Origin of the sequence: Comamonas aquatilis (genome assembly GCF_965139575.1) — a bacterium.
Lineage (GTDB): Bacteria > Pseudomonadota > Gammaproteobacteria > Burkholderiales > Burkholderiaceae_C > Comamonas > Comamonas aquatilis.
In genome coordinates, this window is sequence record NZ_CBCSIW010000020.1 from 32,927 (window position 1) to 47,933 (window position 15,007).

Annotated in this window: 16 protein-coding genes; 10 read left to right on the forward strand and 6 right to left on the reverse strand. The window is 61.2% G+C overall.

Translation table 11 applies throughout. The features are described from left to right. Positions 1–50: 50 nt before the first annotated feature. A complete protein-coding gene (gene bamC / locus ACNAZA_RS18365) occupies positions 51–1,169 on the forward strand; it encodes an outer membrane protein assembly factor BamC (protein ID WP_120966709.1) in 1,119 nt (372 codons plus the stop codon). A gap of 168 nt (positions 1,170–1,337) precedes the next feature. Here bamC and ACNAZA_RS18370 read toward each other — a convergent pair whose 3' ends face one another. The 3 genes from ACNAZA_RS18370 to ACNAZA_RS18380 all read right to left on the reverse strand — a co-directional run bounded on the left by ACNAZA_RS18370 (position 1,338) and on the right by ACNAZA_RS18380 (position 4,319). Then, a complete protein-coding gene (locus ACNAZA_RS18370; protein ID WP_415797971.1) occupies positions 1,338–1,604 on the reverse strand; it encodes a hypothetical protein in 267 nt (88 codons plus the stop codon). A 383-nt stretch (positions 1,605–1,987) separates the two neighbouring features. Further along, positions 1,988–3,118: a JmjC domain-containing protein gene (locus ACNAZA_RS18375; protein ID WP_415797972.1), complete on the reverse strand. Its 1,131-nt coding sequence runs from the start codon at positions 3,116–3,118 to the stop codon at positions 1,988–1,990. Positions 3,119–3,344: 226 nt separating this feature from the next. Next, positions 3,345–4,319 carry an AraC-like ligand-binding domain-containing protein gene (locus ACNAZA_RS18380; protein WP_415797973.1) on the reverse strand — a complete coding sequence of 325 codons (975 nt, stop codon included), beginning with the start codon at positions 4,317–4,319 and terminating at the stop codon, positions 3,345–3,347. A 243-nt stretch (positions 4,320–4,562) separates the two neighbouring features. Between ACNAZA_RS18380 and ACNAZA_RS18385 the strand changes: the two genes are divergently transcribed. From ACNAZA_RS18385 to ACNAZA_RS18410, 6 genes are all read left to right on the forward strand, one after another. Then, on the forward strand, positions 4,563–5,795 hold the full coding sequence (locus ACNAZA_RS18385) for an amino acid ABC transporter substrate-binding protein (RefSeq protein WP_415797974.1): 1,233 nt from the start codon (positions 4,563–4,565) through the stop codon (positions 5,793–5,795). Positions 5,796–6,017: 222 nt separating this feature from the next. Then, positions 6,018–6,893 (forward strand): branched-chain amino acid ABC transporter permease, encoded by an 876-nt coding sequence (locus ACNAZA_RS18390; RefSeq protein ID WP_415797975.1) that lies wholly within the window; start codon positions 6,018–6,020, stop codon positions 6,891–6,893. Next, positions 6,890–7,828: a branched-chain amino acid ABC transporter permease gene (locus ACNAZA_RS18395; protein ID WP_415797976.1), complete on the forward strand. Its 939-nt coding sequence runs from the start codon at positions 6,890–6,892 to the stop codon at positions 7,826–7,828. The genes ACNAZA_RS18390 and ACNAZA_RS18395 overlap by 4 nt, the downstream gene beginning before the upstream one ends. Then, positions 7,825–8,583, forward strand: coding sequence for an ABC transporter ATP-binding protein (locus ACNAZA_RS18400; protein WP_415797977.1), 759 nt, complete (start codon positions 7,825–7,827; stop codon positions 8,581–8,583). The genes ACNAZA_RS18395 and ACNAZA_RS18400 overlap by 4 nt, the downstream gene beginning before the upstream one ends. Beyond that, positions 8,576–9,289, forward strand: a complete 714-nt coding sequence (locus tag ACNAZA_RS18405; protein ID WP_415797978.1) for an ABC transporter ATP-binding protein — start codon at positions 8,576–8,578, stop codon at positions 9,287–9,289. Before ACNAZA_RS18400 ends, ACNAZA_RS18405 begins: the two co-directional genes overlap by 8 nt. A gap of 22 nt (positions 9,290–9,311) precedes the next feature. Continuing rightward, on the forward strand, positions 9,312–10,763 hold the full coding sequence (locus tag ACNAZA_RS18410; RefSeq protein WP_415797979.1) for an aldehyde dehydrogenase: 1,452 nt from the start codon (positions 9,312–9,314) through the stop codon (positions 10,761–10,763). A gap of 130 nt (positions 10,764–10,893) precedes the next feature. On the opposite strand, the gene ACNAZA_RS18415 is transcribed toward ACNAZA_RS18410, so the two are convergent. Further along, positions 10,894–11,580, reverse strand: a complete 687-nt coding sequence (locus ACNAZA_RS18415) for a DUF2076 family protein (protein WP_415797980.1) — start codon at positions 11,578–11,580, stop codon at positions 10,894–10,896. 241 nt (positions 11,581–11,821) lie between these two features. Between ACNAZA_RS18415 and ACNAZA_RS18420 the strand changes: the two genes are divergently transcribed. Continuing rightward, positions 11,822–12,343 (forward strand): FKBP-type peptidyl-prolyl cis-trans isomerase, encoded by a 522-nt coding sequence (locus ACNAZA_RS18420; protein WP_415797981.1) that lies wholly within the window; start codon positions 11,822–11,824, stop codon positions 12,341–12,343. 65 nt (positions 12,344–12,408) lie between these two features. On the opposite strand, the gene ACNAZA_RS18425 is transcribed toward ACNAZA_RS18420, so the two are convergent. Beyond that, entirely contained in the window at positions 12,409–13,017 is a 609-nt protein-coding gene (locus ACNAZA_RS18425) for an outer membrane lipoprotein (RefSeq protein WP_415797982.1), read from the reverse strand. A 285-nt stretch (positions 13,018–13,302) separates the two neighbouring features. Then, the gene (locus ACNAZA_RS18430; protein ID WP_415797983.1) at positions 13,303–13,713 is read right to left on the reverse strand and encodes a PepSY domain-containing protein; all 411 of its coding nucleotides are present in this window, start codon (positions 13,711–13,713) and stop codon (positions 13,303–13,305) included. A 275-nt stretch (positions 13,714–13,988) separates the two neighbouring features. On the opposite strand from ACNAZA_RS18430, the gene ACNAZA_RS18435 reads away from it, so the two are divergent. Both ACNAZA_RS18435 and ACNAZA_RS18440 read left to right on the forward strand, forming a co-directional pair. Beyond that, entirely contained in the window at positions 13,989–14,297 is a 309-nt protein-coding gene (locus ACNAZA_RS18435; protein ID WP_415798003.1) for a PepSY domain-containing protein, read from the forward strand. A gap of 40 nt (positions 14,298–14,337) precedes the next feature. After that, a complete protein-coding gene (locus ACNAZA_RS18440; RefSeq protein ID WP_415797984.1) occupies positions 14,338–15,000 on the forward strand; it encodes a response regulator in 663 nt (220 codons plus the stop codon). Positions 15,001–15,007 lie beyond the last annotated feature (7 nt).

Here is a 15,007-nt window from a genome sequence, read left to right on the forward strand (position 1 = left end):
CGGTTTTTTCGCTCACTGCATACTGCATGAACGCACCAAGGACAATCCGCGTGAAACAACACACTGCACGTTTGGGCCTGCTCAGCATTGCGCTGGGCTTGTCGGCCTGCACGACCACGTTCCAAGACGCCAAGATCGACTACAAGAGCGCCGGTAAAAGCCAAGCCCCGTCTCTTGAGGTCCCCCCGGATCTGACGCAGCTGTCGCAAGATTCGCGCTACAACGTGCCCGGCGGCGTTGTCTCCGCTGCGGCCATGCAGGCCAATGCCAAGACCGCACAACCCGCTGACCGCCAAACGGCGGTCAACGCCATTGGCGACGTCCGTATCCAGCGTGAAGGCAGCCAGCACTGGCTGGTCGTCAAGCGCCCTGCGGACAAGCTGTGGGAGCCCGTGCGCGACTTCTGGCTGGAAAACGGCTTCATCTTCACCATCGAAGACCGCCAGCTGGGCATTCTGGAAACAGACTGGGCAGAAAACCGCGCCAAGCTCCCTCAGGACATCATCCGCAAGACGCTGGGCAAGATGCTCGACTCCTTGTACTCCACCAGCGAACGCGACAAGTTCCGCGTGCGCTTTGAGCGCGAGGCCGATGGTGCGACCAACATCTATGTCACCCACCGCGGCATGGAAGAGGTCTACACCAACACCAACAAGGACAACACCATCTGGCAGCCACGCGCCCGTGATCCGGAGCTGGAAACCGAATTCCTGCGCCGCATGATGGTCAAGCTGGGCGTGAGCGAAGAGCAGGCCGCTGCCGTCGCCAAGGCCGACAAGTCTGCCGCCGTCACCAGCAGCGCCGCTGTCGCACGCATGGACACCGTCAACGGTCAACCCGTGCTGCAGATCGAAGAAGGTTTTGACCGTGCATGGCGCCGTGTGGGCGTGGCCCTGGACCGCACCGGCTTCACCGTGGAAGACCGCGACCGCAGCCGCGGCATCTACTTTGTACGCTACGTGGACCCCAACGCCAAGGGCGATTCCAAGGGCTTCTTCAGCAAGATCTTCAGCCGTGGCCCGGAAGCCGCAGCGCCCGTCAAGTACCAGATTCTGGTCAAGGGCGACGGCAACAAGTCCCAGGTCAGCGTGCTCAACGAGCAAGGCCAGCCCGAAACTTCGGCCAATGCCCAGCGCATTGTTCGCATCATTACCGACGATCTGAAATAAGCCCAAAGTGCATTGCGCACAAAAGCCACCAGCCTTCGGGCCCGGTGGCTTTTTTCATGGACGCATGCAGAGCGTTAAGCCGGCCATAACTCTCCGGGCATAAAAAAACCGCACCAAGGTGCGGTTTTTTGCGCAGAAGCCAAAGCCTCTGCCTGCGTAAGCAGCAAATTACTTGGCGGCTTCAGTAGGAGCTGCAGGAGCGGCGTCAGCAGCAGGGGCTGCAGGAGCGGCGTCAGCAGCAGGGGCAGCAGGAGCTGCATCAGCGGCGGGAGCTGCAGCGTCAGCAGCAGGAGCGGCAGGAGCTTCAGCAGCAGGTGCGGGAGCAGCAGGAGCTTCCACAGCAGGAGCAGCAGCAGGAGCAGCTTCTTCCTTCTTGCCACAAGCGGCCAGAGCAGCAGCAGCGATCACGGTAGCCAGAATGAGAGAGTTCTTCATAACGATTCCTAGAAAGTAGGTTCAGCAGACAGTATTTGCATTGCCATTACGGTCAGCCTTTGCAGCTATTGATCGCTCTGGCAGTCAGGTCAAACAGTAAATTCGACTCGATTTGCATTATAGGTAGTTTTGCCCATTGCTGACTAATACTGACAGCAACTAAACAATTCTGCACAAATCACCGAGTTCGAACCGACCGGGACAAGCGCTTGCTTGTCTTGTCGCATACTGTGACCCAGAATTTTGTTTCTGTCAATTTACTGACAGCTGCTTGGAAGTTCTTGATGAAATCACAAGCAGAACGAGCGTCCGACAACCGGGCTTGGCTGCCAATCCGCAAGCAGGTAATACCCGAAGGTAGCACGTGCCCGCGGATCAGTCCATCACACGTTGTCGCCAGGCCTCACCCAGCCGGCATCAAACCAGGACGACAGCAGCTCCAGCGCGTCATCGCTGGCGCTGGCCAGATCCTTGCGCGACAGGGCGCGGGTATCGGCCAGCTTGCGCATCAGCGTGGCATCACGGCCACCCGCCAGATAGCTCTCGCCATTGATGAAAATGTGCTTGGCGTCATACATCATGCGGGTGCGACGATCGAGCACCACGCTTTCGAACATGCCGTTTTCCTCGCCATGCTCGAACCAGACATTGGCCTTGGGGTCGGTCAGGTGTTCTCCCAGAGCGCGCTCCAGCGCCAGCGGCTCGGCCATGGCCTTTTGCAGCGCTTCGCGCGCAAAGTCATAAAGACCGGCAGGAATCTCACCGGGATTGGTCACGGCTTCCTGCTTGGGATCGCGATAGACCACGGGCGCCTCGGGCTCATCGGGCTCGTCCGACATGCGCAGCAGCAGCTCGCGGGCCAGCTCGCCGCGGTCGGGCGAGCGGAAACCGATGGAGTAGGTCATGCACTCGCCTTCGGCCACACCGTCATGCGCCCACTTGGGCGGCAGATACAGCATGTCGCCGGGCTCCAGCACAAACTCTTCTTCGGGCTCGAAGTTGGCCAGTATCTTGAGCGGCACATCAGGCTGCAGCGAGAAGTCCTTTTGCCGGCCGATGCGCCAGCGACGTTTGCCATGGGCTTGGAGCAAAAACACGTCGTAGCTGTCGAAATGCGCGCCCACGCCGCCTTGATCGGTCGCAAAGCTGATCATCAGATCATCCAGGCGCGCTTCGGGCACAAAACGAAACTGCTGCAACAGCTGATGCACTTTGCTGTCATGCAGGTCCACGCCCTGCACCAGAGCCGTCCAGCCGGGCTTGGTGAGTGCAGGCAGGCTGCGGCGCGACAGCGGGCCGTGGCTGAGCTTCCAGCTGCCGTCTTCGTTGTGCTGAATCAGACGGGATTCCACACCGTCTTCGCCGGCCATAGCCAGCAGCTTGGCGCGAGGAATCAGAGGCTTGAAACCGGGAATGGCCTGGCGCACCAGCAGAGGCTTTTTATGCCAGTGCTTGCGCATGAACTGGGAAGCCGTGAGCCCACCCAGCAGGGTGAGCGGTGTATTGATATCCATGAGAAAGCAGTCCGCTAAGAGAGGGCAATGGCCTGCATTGTCCTATAGCCAGCAAAATCACCGGCAATCCCGCCCATATCGCTCGCCGACGTAACCCAGGCGGCGCTCAGATCATTCAAAGCCATGGAATCCCGGGCAATGCCGTCAATCGGAGGTAGCAGTTGCGCTCTCAAAATTCATAGCATGTATGCGTATACCAGTCGTGCGGGAGGCGACTGTTGGATACTCAGTTGAGCAGTGTTCCGCTTGCCGCGCCTTGGCTGGCGCGGAACTGGGCCGGCGTCAGTCCGGTGTGCTGTTTGAAGGTGCGACTCAGGTGCGCTCCGCTGGCAAAGCCGCAGGCCAGCGCCAGCTCGGTCAAGGTGCAGTGCTGCTGTCCTGGCTGGGCCAACTCGCGCTGGAACAAAGCCACGCGCTCGGCCCAGACGAACTGGCTGATGCTCAACGCCTCATCGGCAAACGCGTTGTAGAGATGGCGCTTGCTGCAGTTGAGCGCGCCAGCCATGGCCTCCACCGTCAGACCCGGATCGCGCAGATGCTGGCGCACATAGGTCTTGATGCGGCTTTTGAGCAGCTCGGCCGGCGTCAGAATCGCCGTTCGACCGCAGGCGTCGAGCAGCGAGAGCTCGATCAGCTGTACCAGCGCATCCGTCACATGCTGGGTCAGGCCCTCGCCCATGGCCTGGCATTCGGCAAACGTGCCGCGCATCACATCCAAGGCAATGCGCGATACACCCTGAGCGCCGCCCACATAAGAGCCCATGAGCGCATCGATGGCGTGGCCGTGGTCTTCAAACCGGCTCTTGGGCAGGGTGACGATCAGGTGCTCGCTCCACTCGGGGTTGAGCACCTCGTACTCCTGCGTGCTGTCATAAATCAGCCACTGGCCGCTGCGGGCGCGGGCCTCGCGCCCTTTCTGACGCACGGTGGCGCAACCCTGCCAGGGAGCAACAATCTTGAGAAAGTCCGTGCTGCGGCTGGCCATGGAGTCCGAGGTACGGCGCACGCGGTGGCGGCCCGCCTCGATCTTGGTCATGCCCACCCGCCCCAGCTCGAAGGTGCCCAGTCGCGCAGCAAAGTGCGTGTCGCCATAGATATCGCTTTCCAGCCCGTAAAGCGAGGACATCCACTGCTGCCAAGCGCCCACGGCCTGAGCGCCTTGCATCTCGGTCATCTGATAAGCGGGGGCGGCGTGGGACATGGAGACTCCTGAGAGCAGGTTTTCGACAAGAGGGCACAGCAGGATGCTTCATTATCCATAGCAGCCGATGCGTGCATCTGGCCTGTCGTTTGCCATGCAGGGAAATCCGTGTTTACCCACATAGAGCTGCACCGCGAGACAAGACGTTGTGCACGTCCAGACAAACCCCTGCGGGCGTCTTTTCCTACGATGGACAAAAAAACCGGAGCCTAACCGGAACCATTCACCCAAGAGGAGACAAGCATGACATTCGCCAGCAAGCGCTTTGTTCTGAAACGTATCGCAGTAGCTGCGGCCATCGCAGGTCTGGGCTCTGTGGCCGCACAAGCCATGGCGCAAGAGGCTCCCAAGTCGATTCGCATAGGCTGGGCCATTGCCAAGACTGGCGTCAACGCCGGCGGCACTTCGGTGACCACGGCGCCCAATTACAAGCTCTGGGTCAAGGAGATCAACGATGCCGGCGGCATCCTGCTCAAGGCCTACAACAAGCGCGTGCCGCTGGAAGTCATCGAGTACGACGACCGCTCCAGCACCGAGGAAGCGGTGCGCGCCACCGAGCGTCTGATCACCCAGGACAAGGTGGACTTTGTGCTGCCGCCCTGGGGCACGGGCTCCAACCTGGCCGTAGGTCCCACCTATGAAAAGCACAAATACCCGCTGCTGGCCGCCACCTCGGTGACCGACAAGGCGCCCGATCTGGCCAAACGCTGGAAGCATGCCTTCTTCTTCCTGGGCACGGGCGGCGAATACGCAGAGGGCCTGGTTGCCATGCTGGAAAAAGCCAAAAAGGACGGCAAGATCAACAACAAGATCGCCATGATCAATATTGCCGACGGCTTTGGCGTGGAACTGGCCAATGCCACCCGCAAGGCCGCCAAGCAGCATGGCTTCGAGCTGGTCTATGACAAAAGCTATCCGATCGGCACGCAGGATATGACGCCGGTGATCAACGAAGCCAAGGGCAAGGGTGCAGACACCTTTGTCGCCTACTCCTACCCGCCCGACACCATGCTGATCACCGAGCAGGCCAGGACTCAGGGCCTGGCACCCAAGGTGATGTTCACCGGCGTGGGCACGCAGTTCCCCATGTTCAAGGGAAAGTTTGGCGCGGCGGCCGAAGGCATGATGGCCCCGGGCGGCATCGATGCCAGCAATCCGCAGATGCAGGCTTATCTGAAGCGCTTCAAGGAGGTCACGGGTCAGGAATCCGACCGCTTTGCCAGCCCCATCGTCTACACCTCGCTGCAGATGCTGCAGCAGGCCATAGAGCGCGTAGGCAAGATCGATCGTGCTGCCGTGACACAGGAGCTCAAGAGCGGCAGTTTCGAGACCGTGCTGGGCACGGTAAAGCTGGAAAACCAGATGTTGACCAAGCTCTGGCATGTGGGTCAGTGGCAAAACGGCGAATTCAATGCGGTTGCTCCAACCACTCGCGCTGGTGCGAAGCCGGCAGTGATTCCACGCGTCACTCCCTGAAAACATTGAAGTGCTATTCCTGAGGGGCTTTGCGCCTCAGGGACAGCACCTTCGCGACGGGGCCTCCTAGGCTCTTGCTCGGTGTTCCCAACTGAGGCATGCCTCTCAAACATTTCGCCCAGCTCTGCAAGAACTATCAAAAAAAGAGCGGGTGGCGCATGCCTTTTATGCACTTTTGCCTGATTTCATAACAAGAACAATGAATCACCAGCGGTATACGCTATGAATTTAATAGACATTCTTCTGGCTGGCGCCATGCTGGGCGGACTCTACGGCTTGATTGCCATGGGGCTGACGCTGCAGTACGGCGTGGCACGCATCATGAACCTCTCGTATGGGGAGTTTCTGATTGCACCGGCTTTCCTGGCTTTTTTTGCCGTCAGCAGCTGGGGCATTTCGCCACTGCTCCTGCTGGCGCTGGTGGTGCCGTTGGGTTTTGCCGTGCAGTGGGGCATTTACCAGTTGCTGCTCACGCCCTTGGTGCGCCGCGCCAAGGGCGGGCCGTCGCTGGAAGTGGATTCCATACTCGCCACCTTCGGCATGCTGTTTGTGGTGCAGGGCGTGATGATGGTGCTGTTTGGCGGCGACTATCACAGCTATACCTATCTGTCCGAGCCGCTGGAGATTTTCGGCAGCAAGGTGGCGACCAACCGCCTGCTGGTGCTGGGCTTTGCCATCGTGCTGGGCGGCGGACTGTATCTGCTGCTGACCCGCACCCGGGCCGGCGCCGTGGTGCGTGCCGTCTCGGTGGCGCCGCAATTCGCGCACCTGGTCGGCATCAATGTGCGCAGCACGGCGGCTCTGGCCTACGGCCTGGGTGGTGCACTGGTCGCCGTCTGCGGCGTGCTGGTCAGCATGTTTCTGCCCTTCTCGGCCGGCATGGGCACCATGTTTGCGATGAAGGCGCTGATCGTGGTCATCATGGGCGGCGTGGGCAACCTGATGGGCTGCCTGGTGGCCGGCATGTTGCTGGGTTTTGCTGAGACCCTGGTGGCGTCTTTTGTCGATCCCGGCCTGACGCTGGCCGTCAACTACGCCGTGTTCTTGCTGGTGCTGTTGTTCAAGCCCACAGGCCTGTTCGGGAGGAGTGCGCGATGACCTCGACAAGCCACAAGGAAATTCTGATCTGGGTCCTCAGCGCCATTGCCCTGCTGGGTCTGGCCCTGCTGCCGCACTGGCTGAGAGACGAGTACTACCTGTCCCTGCTGATCAGCATCCTCATGTACTGCGTGCTGGCCACGGCCTGGGCATTGTTCTCGGGGCCCACGCGCTATATCTCGCTGGCCACTGTCGCCTTCTTCGGCATGGGTGCCTATGTGACGGCCGTGTTTGGCGAGCAACTGCCTTGGGCGGCCGTGCTGGCCATAGCGGCCGGCGTGGGCCTGGTCATGGCGCTGCTGGTGGGCCTGTCCACGCTGCGCCTGTCCGGCGTGTACTTTGTGATTTTCAGCTTTGGCCTGGCCGAGCTGGTCAAGCAGCTGGTGACCTGGTGGGAAGTCAATATCACCAAAGACCTGGGCCGCTATGTGTTTGTGGAGATCACCCAGCTCGATATCTACTGGCAGCTGCTGGCCTTGCTGGCCCTGGTCTTGCTGCTGCGCGCCCTCATCAACCGCTCGCGCCTGGGCCTGGCTTTGCGGGTGATCGGCGAAGACGAAACCGTGGCCACCCACGTGGGCATCAACACCACCACCGCCAAGGTGCTGCTGTTCACCGTCAGCGCCGTCTTCATCACCGTGACGGGCGCCATCATGGCCCCGCGCTGGACCTATATCGACCCCAGCATTGCCTTTGCCCCGGCCATCTCGTTTCAGACGCTGATCATGGCCTTGCTCGGCGGTGCGGGAGCGCTGTTCGGCCCCTTGCTGGGTGCCGTGCCTCTGGTGCTGCTGTTCGAGTACCTGAGCGCCAACTTCCCCAACCATTTCGCCATCTTGCTGGGCCTGGTGTTTATCGTGATCGTTTACTTCGTGCCCCAAGGCCTGTCGGGCGTTCTCTCCAGGCTGTTCAGCAGAAAGCGAGGCCAGCCATGAAGACCGCCACCCTGCTTTCCCTGCGTTCCGCGACCAAGCGTTTTGGCGGTCTGGTGGCCGTCAACAACCTGAGCTTTGATGTCTACCCCGGCGAAGTCGTAGGTCTGCTCGGACCCAACGGCTCGGGCAAGACCACGGCCATGAATCTGATCTCGGGCGCCCTGCCCCTCAATGGCGGCGAAATCCTGTTCAAGGGCCAGGCATTGCACAGGCTGAAAAGCCATCAGATTGCACGGCTGGGCATTGCCCGCACCTTTCAGCTGGTCAAGGTGCTGGGCTCCATGAGCTGCACCGACAACGTCATCGCCGGCATGGCTTTCAAGCCCAGGCCGCTGTTTGGCAAAGCCGCTGCGCAACGTGCGCAGGAGCTGCTGCAACGCGTGGGTCTAGCCGATTGGGCCCAGACCGCTGCAGGCGATCTCACCTATATCAACCAGAAACGTCTGGAGCTGGCCCGCGCCCTGGCGCTGGAGCCGCAAATTTTGCTGCTCGATGAATGGCTGGCCGGCCTCAATCCCACGGAACTGCAGCAGGGCATTGCGCTGATACAGCAGTTGCAGGCCAGCGGCCTGACCATCTTGATGGTTGAACATGTGATGGATGCCGTGCACGCCCTGTGCAGCCGCTGCGTGGTGATGAATGCGGGCTCAAAAATAGCCGACGGCCTCACGGCCCAGGTGCTCAAGCAGCCCGAGGTGGTACGCGCCTATCTGGGCGGTGATGAGGAAGAAACTGCGGAGGCTGCCCATGCTTGATGTGCGCAATATCGCCGTGCGCTACGGCAAGCATGAGGCCTTGCATGGCGTGAATCTGCAGGTGCAGCCCGGTGAACTGGTTGTCATGCTGGGCGCCAACGGCGCGGGTAAATCCAGTCTGCTCAAGGCGCTGGGCGGCATGATCAGACCCGAGGCTGGTGCCAGCGCCCAACTGGCAGGCAAGGAGCTGATGCAGCTGCCCGCCCATGCCATCGTGCAATCGGGCCTGGCCCTGGTACCCGAAGGACGCGGCGTGTTTGGCGATCTCAGCGTGAAGGAAAACCTGCTGCTGGGCGCTCAGCCCCAACGGGCCCGCACCAACGAGACGCAGAACCTGGAGCGCGTGTTCACCCTGTTTCCCAAGCTGCGCGACCGCCTGCCGCAGGCGGTGCGCACCATGAGCGGCGGCGAGCAGCAGATGGTGGCCGTGGGCCGCGCGCTGATGAGCCAGCCCGATATCTTGTTGCTGGACGAGCCCTCGCTAGGCCTGTCGCCGCTGATGTGCAAGGAGCTGTTCGCGGCGCTGGCCCGCATCAAAATCCTGGGCATGGGCGTGCTGCTGGTGGAGCAAAACGCCCGCCAAAGCCTGGCCATCGCCGACCGGGGCTATCTGCTGGAGACCGGCCGCATTGTGGGTCAGGGCTCGGCCAAGGAACTTTCAAACAGCCCGGCGGTACGACGCGCGTACCTGGGCGGTGAACATTGAGCAATGACAAGGAGAGACTCTCATGATTGAACAGAAAATGCTGATTGGCGGCCAGGAATGCATCGCCAGCAATGGCGCGACTTTCGAGCGCAAGAACCCTCTGGATGGCTCGGTGGCCACACGCGCCCCGGCAGCGACGAGCGAAGACGCGATTCGCGCCTGCGATGCCGCAGCAGCAGCCTTCCCCGCCTGGTCGCAACTAGGCCCCAATGCCCGTCGCACCATGCTGATGAAGGCCTCGCAGGCCCTGGAAGCCAAGGGCGACGCGATTGCCGCCGCCATGGCAGCCGAAACAGGAGCCTCCGGCATCTGGGCCGGCTTCAATGTGCATCTGGCCGCCAGCATGCTGCTGGAGGCCGCCTCGCTGACCACGCAGATCAACGGTGAGATCATTCCCTCGGACGTACCCGGCAGCGTGGCCATGGCCGTGCGCCAGCCTGCAGGCGTGGTGCTGGGCATTGCGCCCTGGAATGCGCCGGTCATCCTGGCCGTGCGCAGCATCTCCACGGCACTGGCCTGCGGCAACACCGTGATTCTCAAGGGCTCGGAACTCTGCCCCGCCACCCACGGCCTGATCATCGAAGCGCTGCAGGATGCCGGTCTGCCCGCCGGCGTGGTCAACTTTGTGACCAATGCGCCAGCAGATGCTGGCAGCGTGGTCGAGGCCATCGTGGCCCACCCCGCCGTGCGCCGCGTGAGCTTTACCGGGTCCACCAAGGTGGGCCGCATCATCGGCCAGACCTGCGCCAAGCACCTCAAGCCCGCACTGCTGGAGCTGGGCGGCAAGGCTCCCTTCCTGGTGCTGGACGATGCTGATATTGACGCCGCCGTGAATGCGGCCACCTTTGGCGCTTTTGCCAACTCGGGCCAGATCTGCATGTCCACCGAGCGCTTTGTGGTGGACAACCAGGTCGCCGACGAATTCATTGCCAAGTTCGCCGCCAAGGCCAAGAACCTGCCGCTGGGCGATCCGCGCAAAGGCCCGGTGGTGCTGGGCTCGGTGGTCGATCAGGCCACGGTGGAGCGCTGCAACGCCATGATTGACGATGCTCTGGCCAAGGGCGCCAAAATCGTCTGCGGCGGCAAGGCCGAAAACACGCTGATGCCGGCCACGCTGATCGATCATGTGACGCCAGCGATGCGCATCTTTCACGAAGAGACTTTCGGCCCAGTCAAGGGCATCGTGCGCGTCAATGGCGAGGAAGAAGCGATCGCCACCGCCAACGACAACGAGTTCGGTCTGTCCTCTGCCGTGTTCACCAAGGACACTGCCCGCGGCTGGCGCGTGGCGGCGCGCATCGAGGCCGGTATCTGCCACATCAACGGCCCCACGGTGCATGACGAAGCACAAATGCCTTTTGGCGGCGTCAAGGCTTCGGGCTACGGCCACTTTGGCGGGCGGCAAGGTATTGATGCCTTTACCGAAACCCGCTGGGTGACCATGCAGACGAGCGAGCGCCACTACCCGTTCTAAAACGTTTTTGAAGCACCCATGAAAAAGCCGTCCGCAGTTACTGCCGGGCGGCTTTTTGCTTTTGTTTTGATAGCTTCTTGCGCTTATCAGGAAAAGGCTTCAAGCGTAAAACCTTTGAAAATCACCTCCATCAGGCAAAGCTGTCATCGTCCCAGCTGCCTCCGTCATCCCAGTTGCCACTGGCGGCGTTGTCTATGCTGTCCACACCGGCATCGCGGGCCATTTGATCGGGGGCCGATTTTTCGCCTTGCAGACTTTGATGGCTGCCTTGCGCTTCATCCAGCGACTTGCCTGAATGGCTTTGCGTCTCATGCTGGCCCAGCAGATTGCCCAGGCCGTTGAACAGCAACATACCGCCAGCCACGCCGGCGGCCGATGCGGCAGCAGTCCCCAGAAAGCCGCCCGCTGCGGACGGCGCAGCCGGGGCTGCCGGAGCCGAACCGCCAAAGAAACGATCACGCCAGCTGGATGCGGGCTGCGCGGCCGGCGCTGCTTGCGGCGCCTCATAGGCAGGCAGCGGCCCCCGACCGAAATGCGTGTCCAGCCCACCGGACAGAAAACTGCCTGTGCCGCTGCTTCGGGCTGCGGCTTGGCGGCCCTGATCGACTTCTTGCTGCAACTGGCTGATCTGCTGCTGGGCCTGCTGCAAGGCGTTTTCGAGCAGCAAGCTGCGCTGAGCCAGCCAGTAGACCGCATCGGGCACGGCAGCCAGGCCCTGGCGAATTTCAGCCTCGGCCTGCGCATCCTTGGGCGCGCCTCGAGTCTGCGCCAAACGCTCAAAGAGTTCGCGCAGCAGTTGTTGCTCTTGGGATGTCATACGGTATTCCTTTGCCTCTTGGCGATTTCTGCCCCGCAGATAGGGGCGAGTATGAGAGTGCGCAAGAGCGGCAATGTGAACAGTGTTCAAGACCTCGTAGCATGGTGTAACAAGACGCCGCAGCTGCACTGCCATTGCGAGCGTGGGACAATTCCAGCCAATTCATTCACACCACGGGCCGCGCCGGCCCCTGGCCGTTATTCAAGCGCCTTGTCTGCGCTTTCAAACTACAGAACACACCATGGAAGTTACCGAACAATGCGTGGTCGCCCTGACCTGGGTCATGAAGGACACTCTGGGAGAAGAGCTGGACGTGCTCGAAGAGCCGGTGGAGTTTCTGATCGGTGGTGACGACTTGTTCAAGCGCATCGAAGAAGCGCTGCAAGGCCACGGCGTGGGCTCCAAGATCGACCTGCATCTGGAACCCGAAGAAGCTTTTGGCGACTATGACGAGAATCTGATCCTGCTGGAAAAACGCGAACTCTTTCCCGCCGAGATCGAAGAAGGCATGAGCTTCGAATCCAGCGCCATGCCCAAGGGCACCAGCGCCGTGCTGCCCGGCCTGCTCTACACCGTGACCGAGATCTACCCCGAGCATGTGGTGCTGGACGGCAACCACCCGCTGGCCGGCATTGCGCTGCGCCTGCATATCAAGATCGAGGGCGTGCGCCAGGCCACCGAAGAAGAAGTCGGCCGCGGCACGGCCGGCACGGGCTTTTTCCGCATCGAGCCCATGGCTCCAGGCAACGAAACCCTGCACTGAATCAAGTCAAAGCGAACAGCAAAAAGGGACTCCAACCGAGTCCCTTTTTTCATGCGCCAACCGCTTTAGCGGTAGAGCTGATTGCCATCCACGCGCACGCGCTCGCCGATATTGAACTGGGGGGCATGCTGGTAGTCAAAGGCGCGCACGTTGCCATCCTGCAACTGTACGGTCACGCGGTAAATATCGCGCACGCTGCCGCCACCGACGCTGTTTTGCACGGCGCTGCCGGCCAGCGCACCGCCGACCACACCGGCAATCGTGGCCAATGTGCGGCCCGAGCCGCCACCGACCTGGTTACCCAGCACCCCGCCGATCACGCCGCCGGCAATCGCACCGCCAGCGCCAATGCCGCTGCCGTCCTGCACACGCACGGTTTCGATATTGAGTACGCGGCCTTGCTGCACATATTGCGGCTGCGGCTGTTGCGAATAGCAGTTGGGATTGTTGTAGCCGCAGTTATGGGCCGGATAGGTCTGAGCAGGAGCATTGCCCACCGGATAGGACTGGGTTGTGGCGGGGAAACCGGAGCCGGAGTAAGCACCCTGCGAATAACTACCCTGTGCGGGGTAGCCGCTCTGATAGCTGCCCTGAGGATAGGCCACACAGGCTGAGAGAGCTGCCGCAGTGCCAGCCACCATGGCCACCCGGCCCCAGCGTTGAATGACGTTCATGAGAATCTCCTGACTGGCGAAGGCCACTGGCTGTCGCCGCAATTTCTGTTGTGAGTGGGTATGCAAGCCCAATGGGCTCTAACTTCCACTCCAACGTTTCACCCGGCAGTTGCGACGACAGCTTTCACACTTGCTCACAATACTCAACGTATGGAAGCTGTTTCATCGCTCTGAAAATCAGAGCTGACCGCGCTTGCTTCAGTTTATTTTTCTTAATAGTTCTCTTCAGTCTCTTTTCTCAGAGAGCACCTTCAGCTATTAATTAAATTAAAGAGCGATAGACATCTAGTCTTGACTGCGGACCCGCAATACCTCGCCGTTGCGGCCATCCACATCCAGCTTCACAAAGCGGCCATCGTTGGCAGTGGCCTTGACCTTGTAGCGGCCGTCATCCCATTCGACTTCCCGAAACTCGCGATAGCCCATCTTCTCCAGCCTGTCGCATACCTCGCGAATGCTCAGCGCCGGCCCCAAGGCCATGCCGCGCACGGCGGCCAGCGATGCCGTCGCCCTGTCCGCCATGGAGTCCTGCGGTGCTGCCAGGCAAACGCCAGCGGACATGAGCGCCGCCGCTCCCGCCAGGGCAATGCAACACAGACGCATGGAAGATCCGCCCGAGGCGGACGCGGCGCTGGCCCTGCGCAAAGGCTCGGAGGTCAAGGTATGGACGGCAGCGCCGGCTTGTAGGCTGTGCATGGAAAGCTCCTTATGGGTGGTTTGACCTCGCCAGCAACCAAGACGCTTGGTTCCGACGGGTTGAAGCCATTGTTCGCAGGCCTGGCTGAACCGGTTCTGAAGCCGGCGTTCAGCTTCCGTTCATGCAGCCCGGCCTATAACCTCAGCAGCAACCCGCCATCCAGCCCGCTTTCCTCGCTAAACACTTTTACCAGCAAGCCATGCCTACCCTGCCTGACCGCCACCACCGCCGCACACCAAGCACCGCGTCGCGCAAGAGCGGCAAACGCCATGCACTGCTTGCGCTGCTGCTGGCACTGACGGGCTCTGCCACGCTGGCCATATGGCCTACCGCCTCCGATGCCGGCGACAACGATCATGAAATGGCACGCCAGGCCCTGCGCCAGGGCCAGGTGCTGCCGCTACGCACGGTGCTGGACCGCGTGGAACAGCAATATCAGGGACAGGTGATCAAGGTGGAGTTCGAGCGCGATGACGGCAGGTTCGTCTATGAAATCCGGCTGCTGCAAAGCGACGGCAAGGTGGTCAAACTCGAGATCGATGCCGGCGACGGCAGCCTGATCAGCATGAAGCGCAAAAAATGATGCGGCAGGAAAAGTCATCATTCAAGGAAAGAGACAAGGCATGCGAATCCTGCTGATCGAGGATGAATCCACGCTTCGCGAGCAGTTGCTGCTGGCGCTGCAGCAAGCCGGCCATACGGTGGAGACGGCCGCCGATGGCGAGACGGCCCAGTATCTGGGAGAAGTGGAAAACTATGACGCCGCGGTGCTGGACCTGGGCCTTCCCCTGCGCGATGGCCTGAGCGTTCTGCGTGCCTGGCGCACTCAGGGCCGCACCATGCCTGTGCTGATACTCACGGCACGCGGCGCCTGGCATGAAAAAGTGGCAGGCATGGATGCGGGGGCCGACGACTATCTGGCCAAACCTTTTCACATGGAAGAGCTGCTGGCCCGCCTGCGAGCCCTGCTGCGGCGCCTAAGCCCCCATGCCAGCGCACTCTGGCAATGTGGAGCGATCAGCCTCGATTCGCGTCAGGCCAGAGTCACCGTCGATGGTCAGGCACTGACACTGACCAGCCACGAATTCAAGGTGCTGGCCCTGCTGATGCAACGCATGAACAACGTGGTGTCACGCACCGAACTGTCGGAGCACATCTACCCCCAGGACAGCGACCGCGACTCCAACACCATTGAAGTCTTTGTGGGGCGGCTGAGAAAAAAACTGCCCGCTGGCTCGATAGAAACCGTTCGCGGCCTGGGCTATCGCCTGGCTGCTCCCGAATAAATCCAGA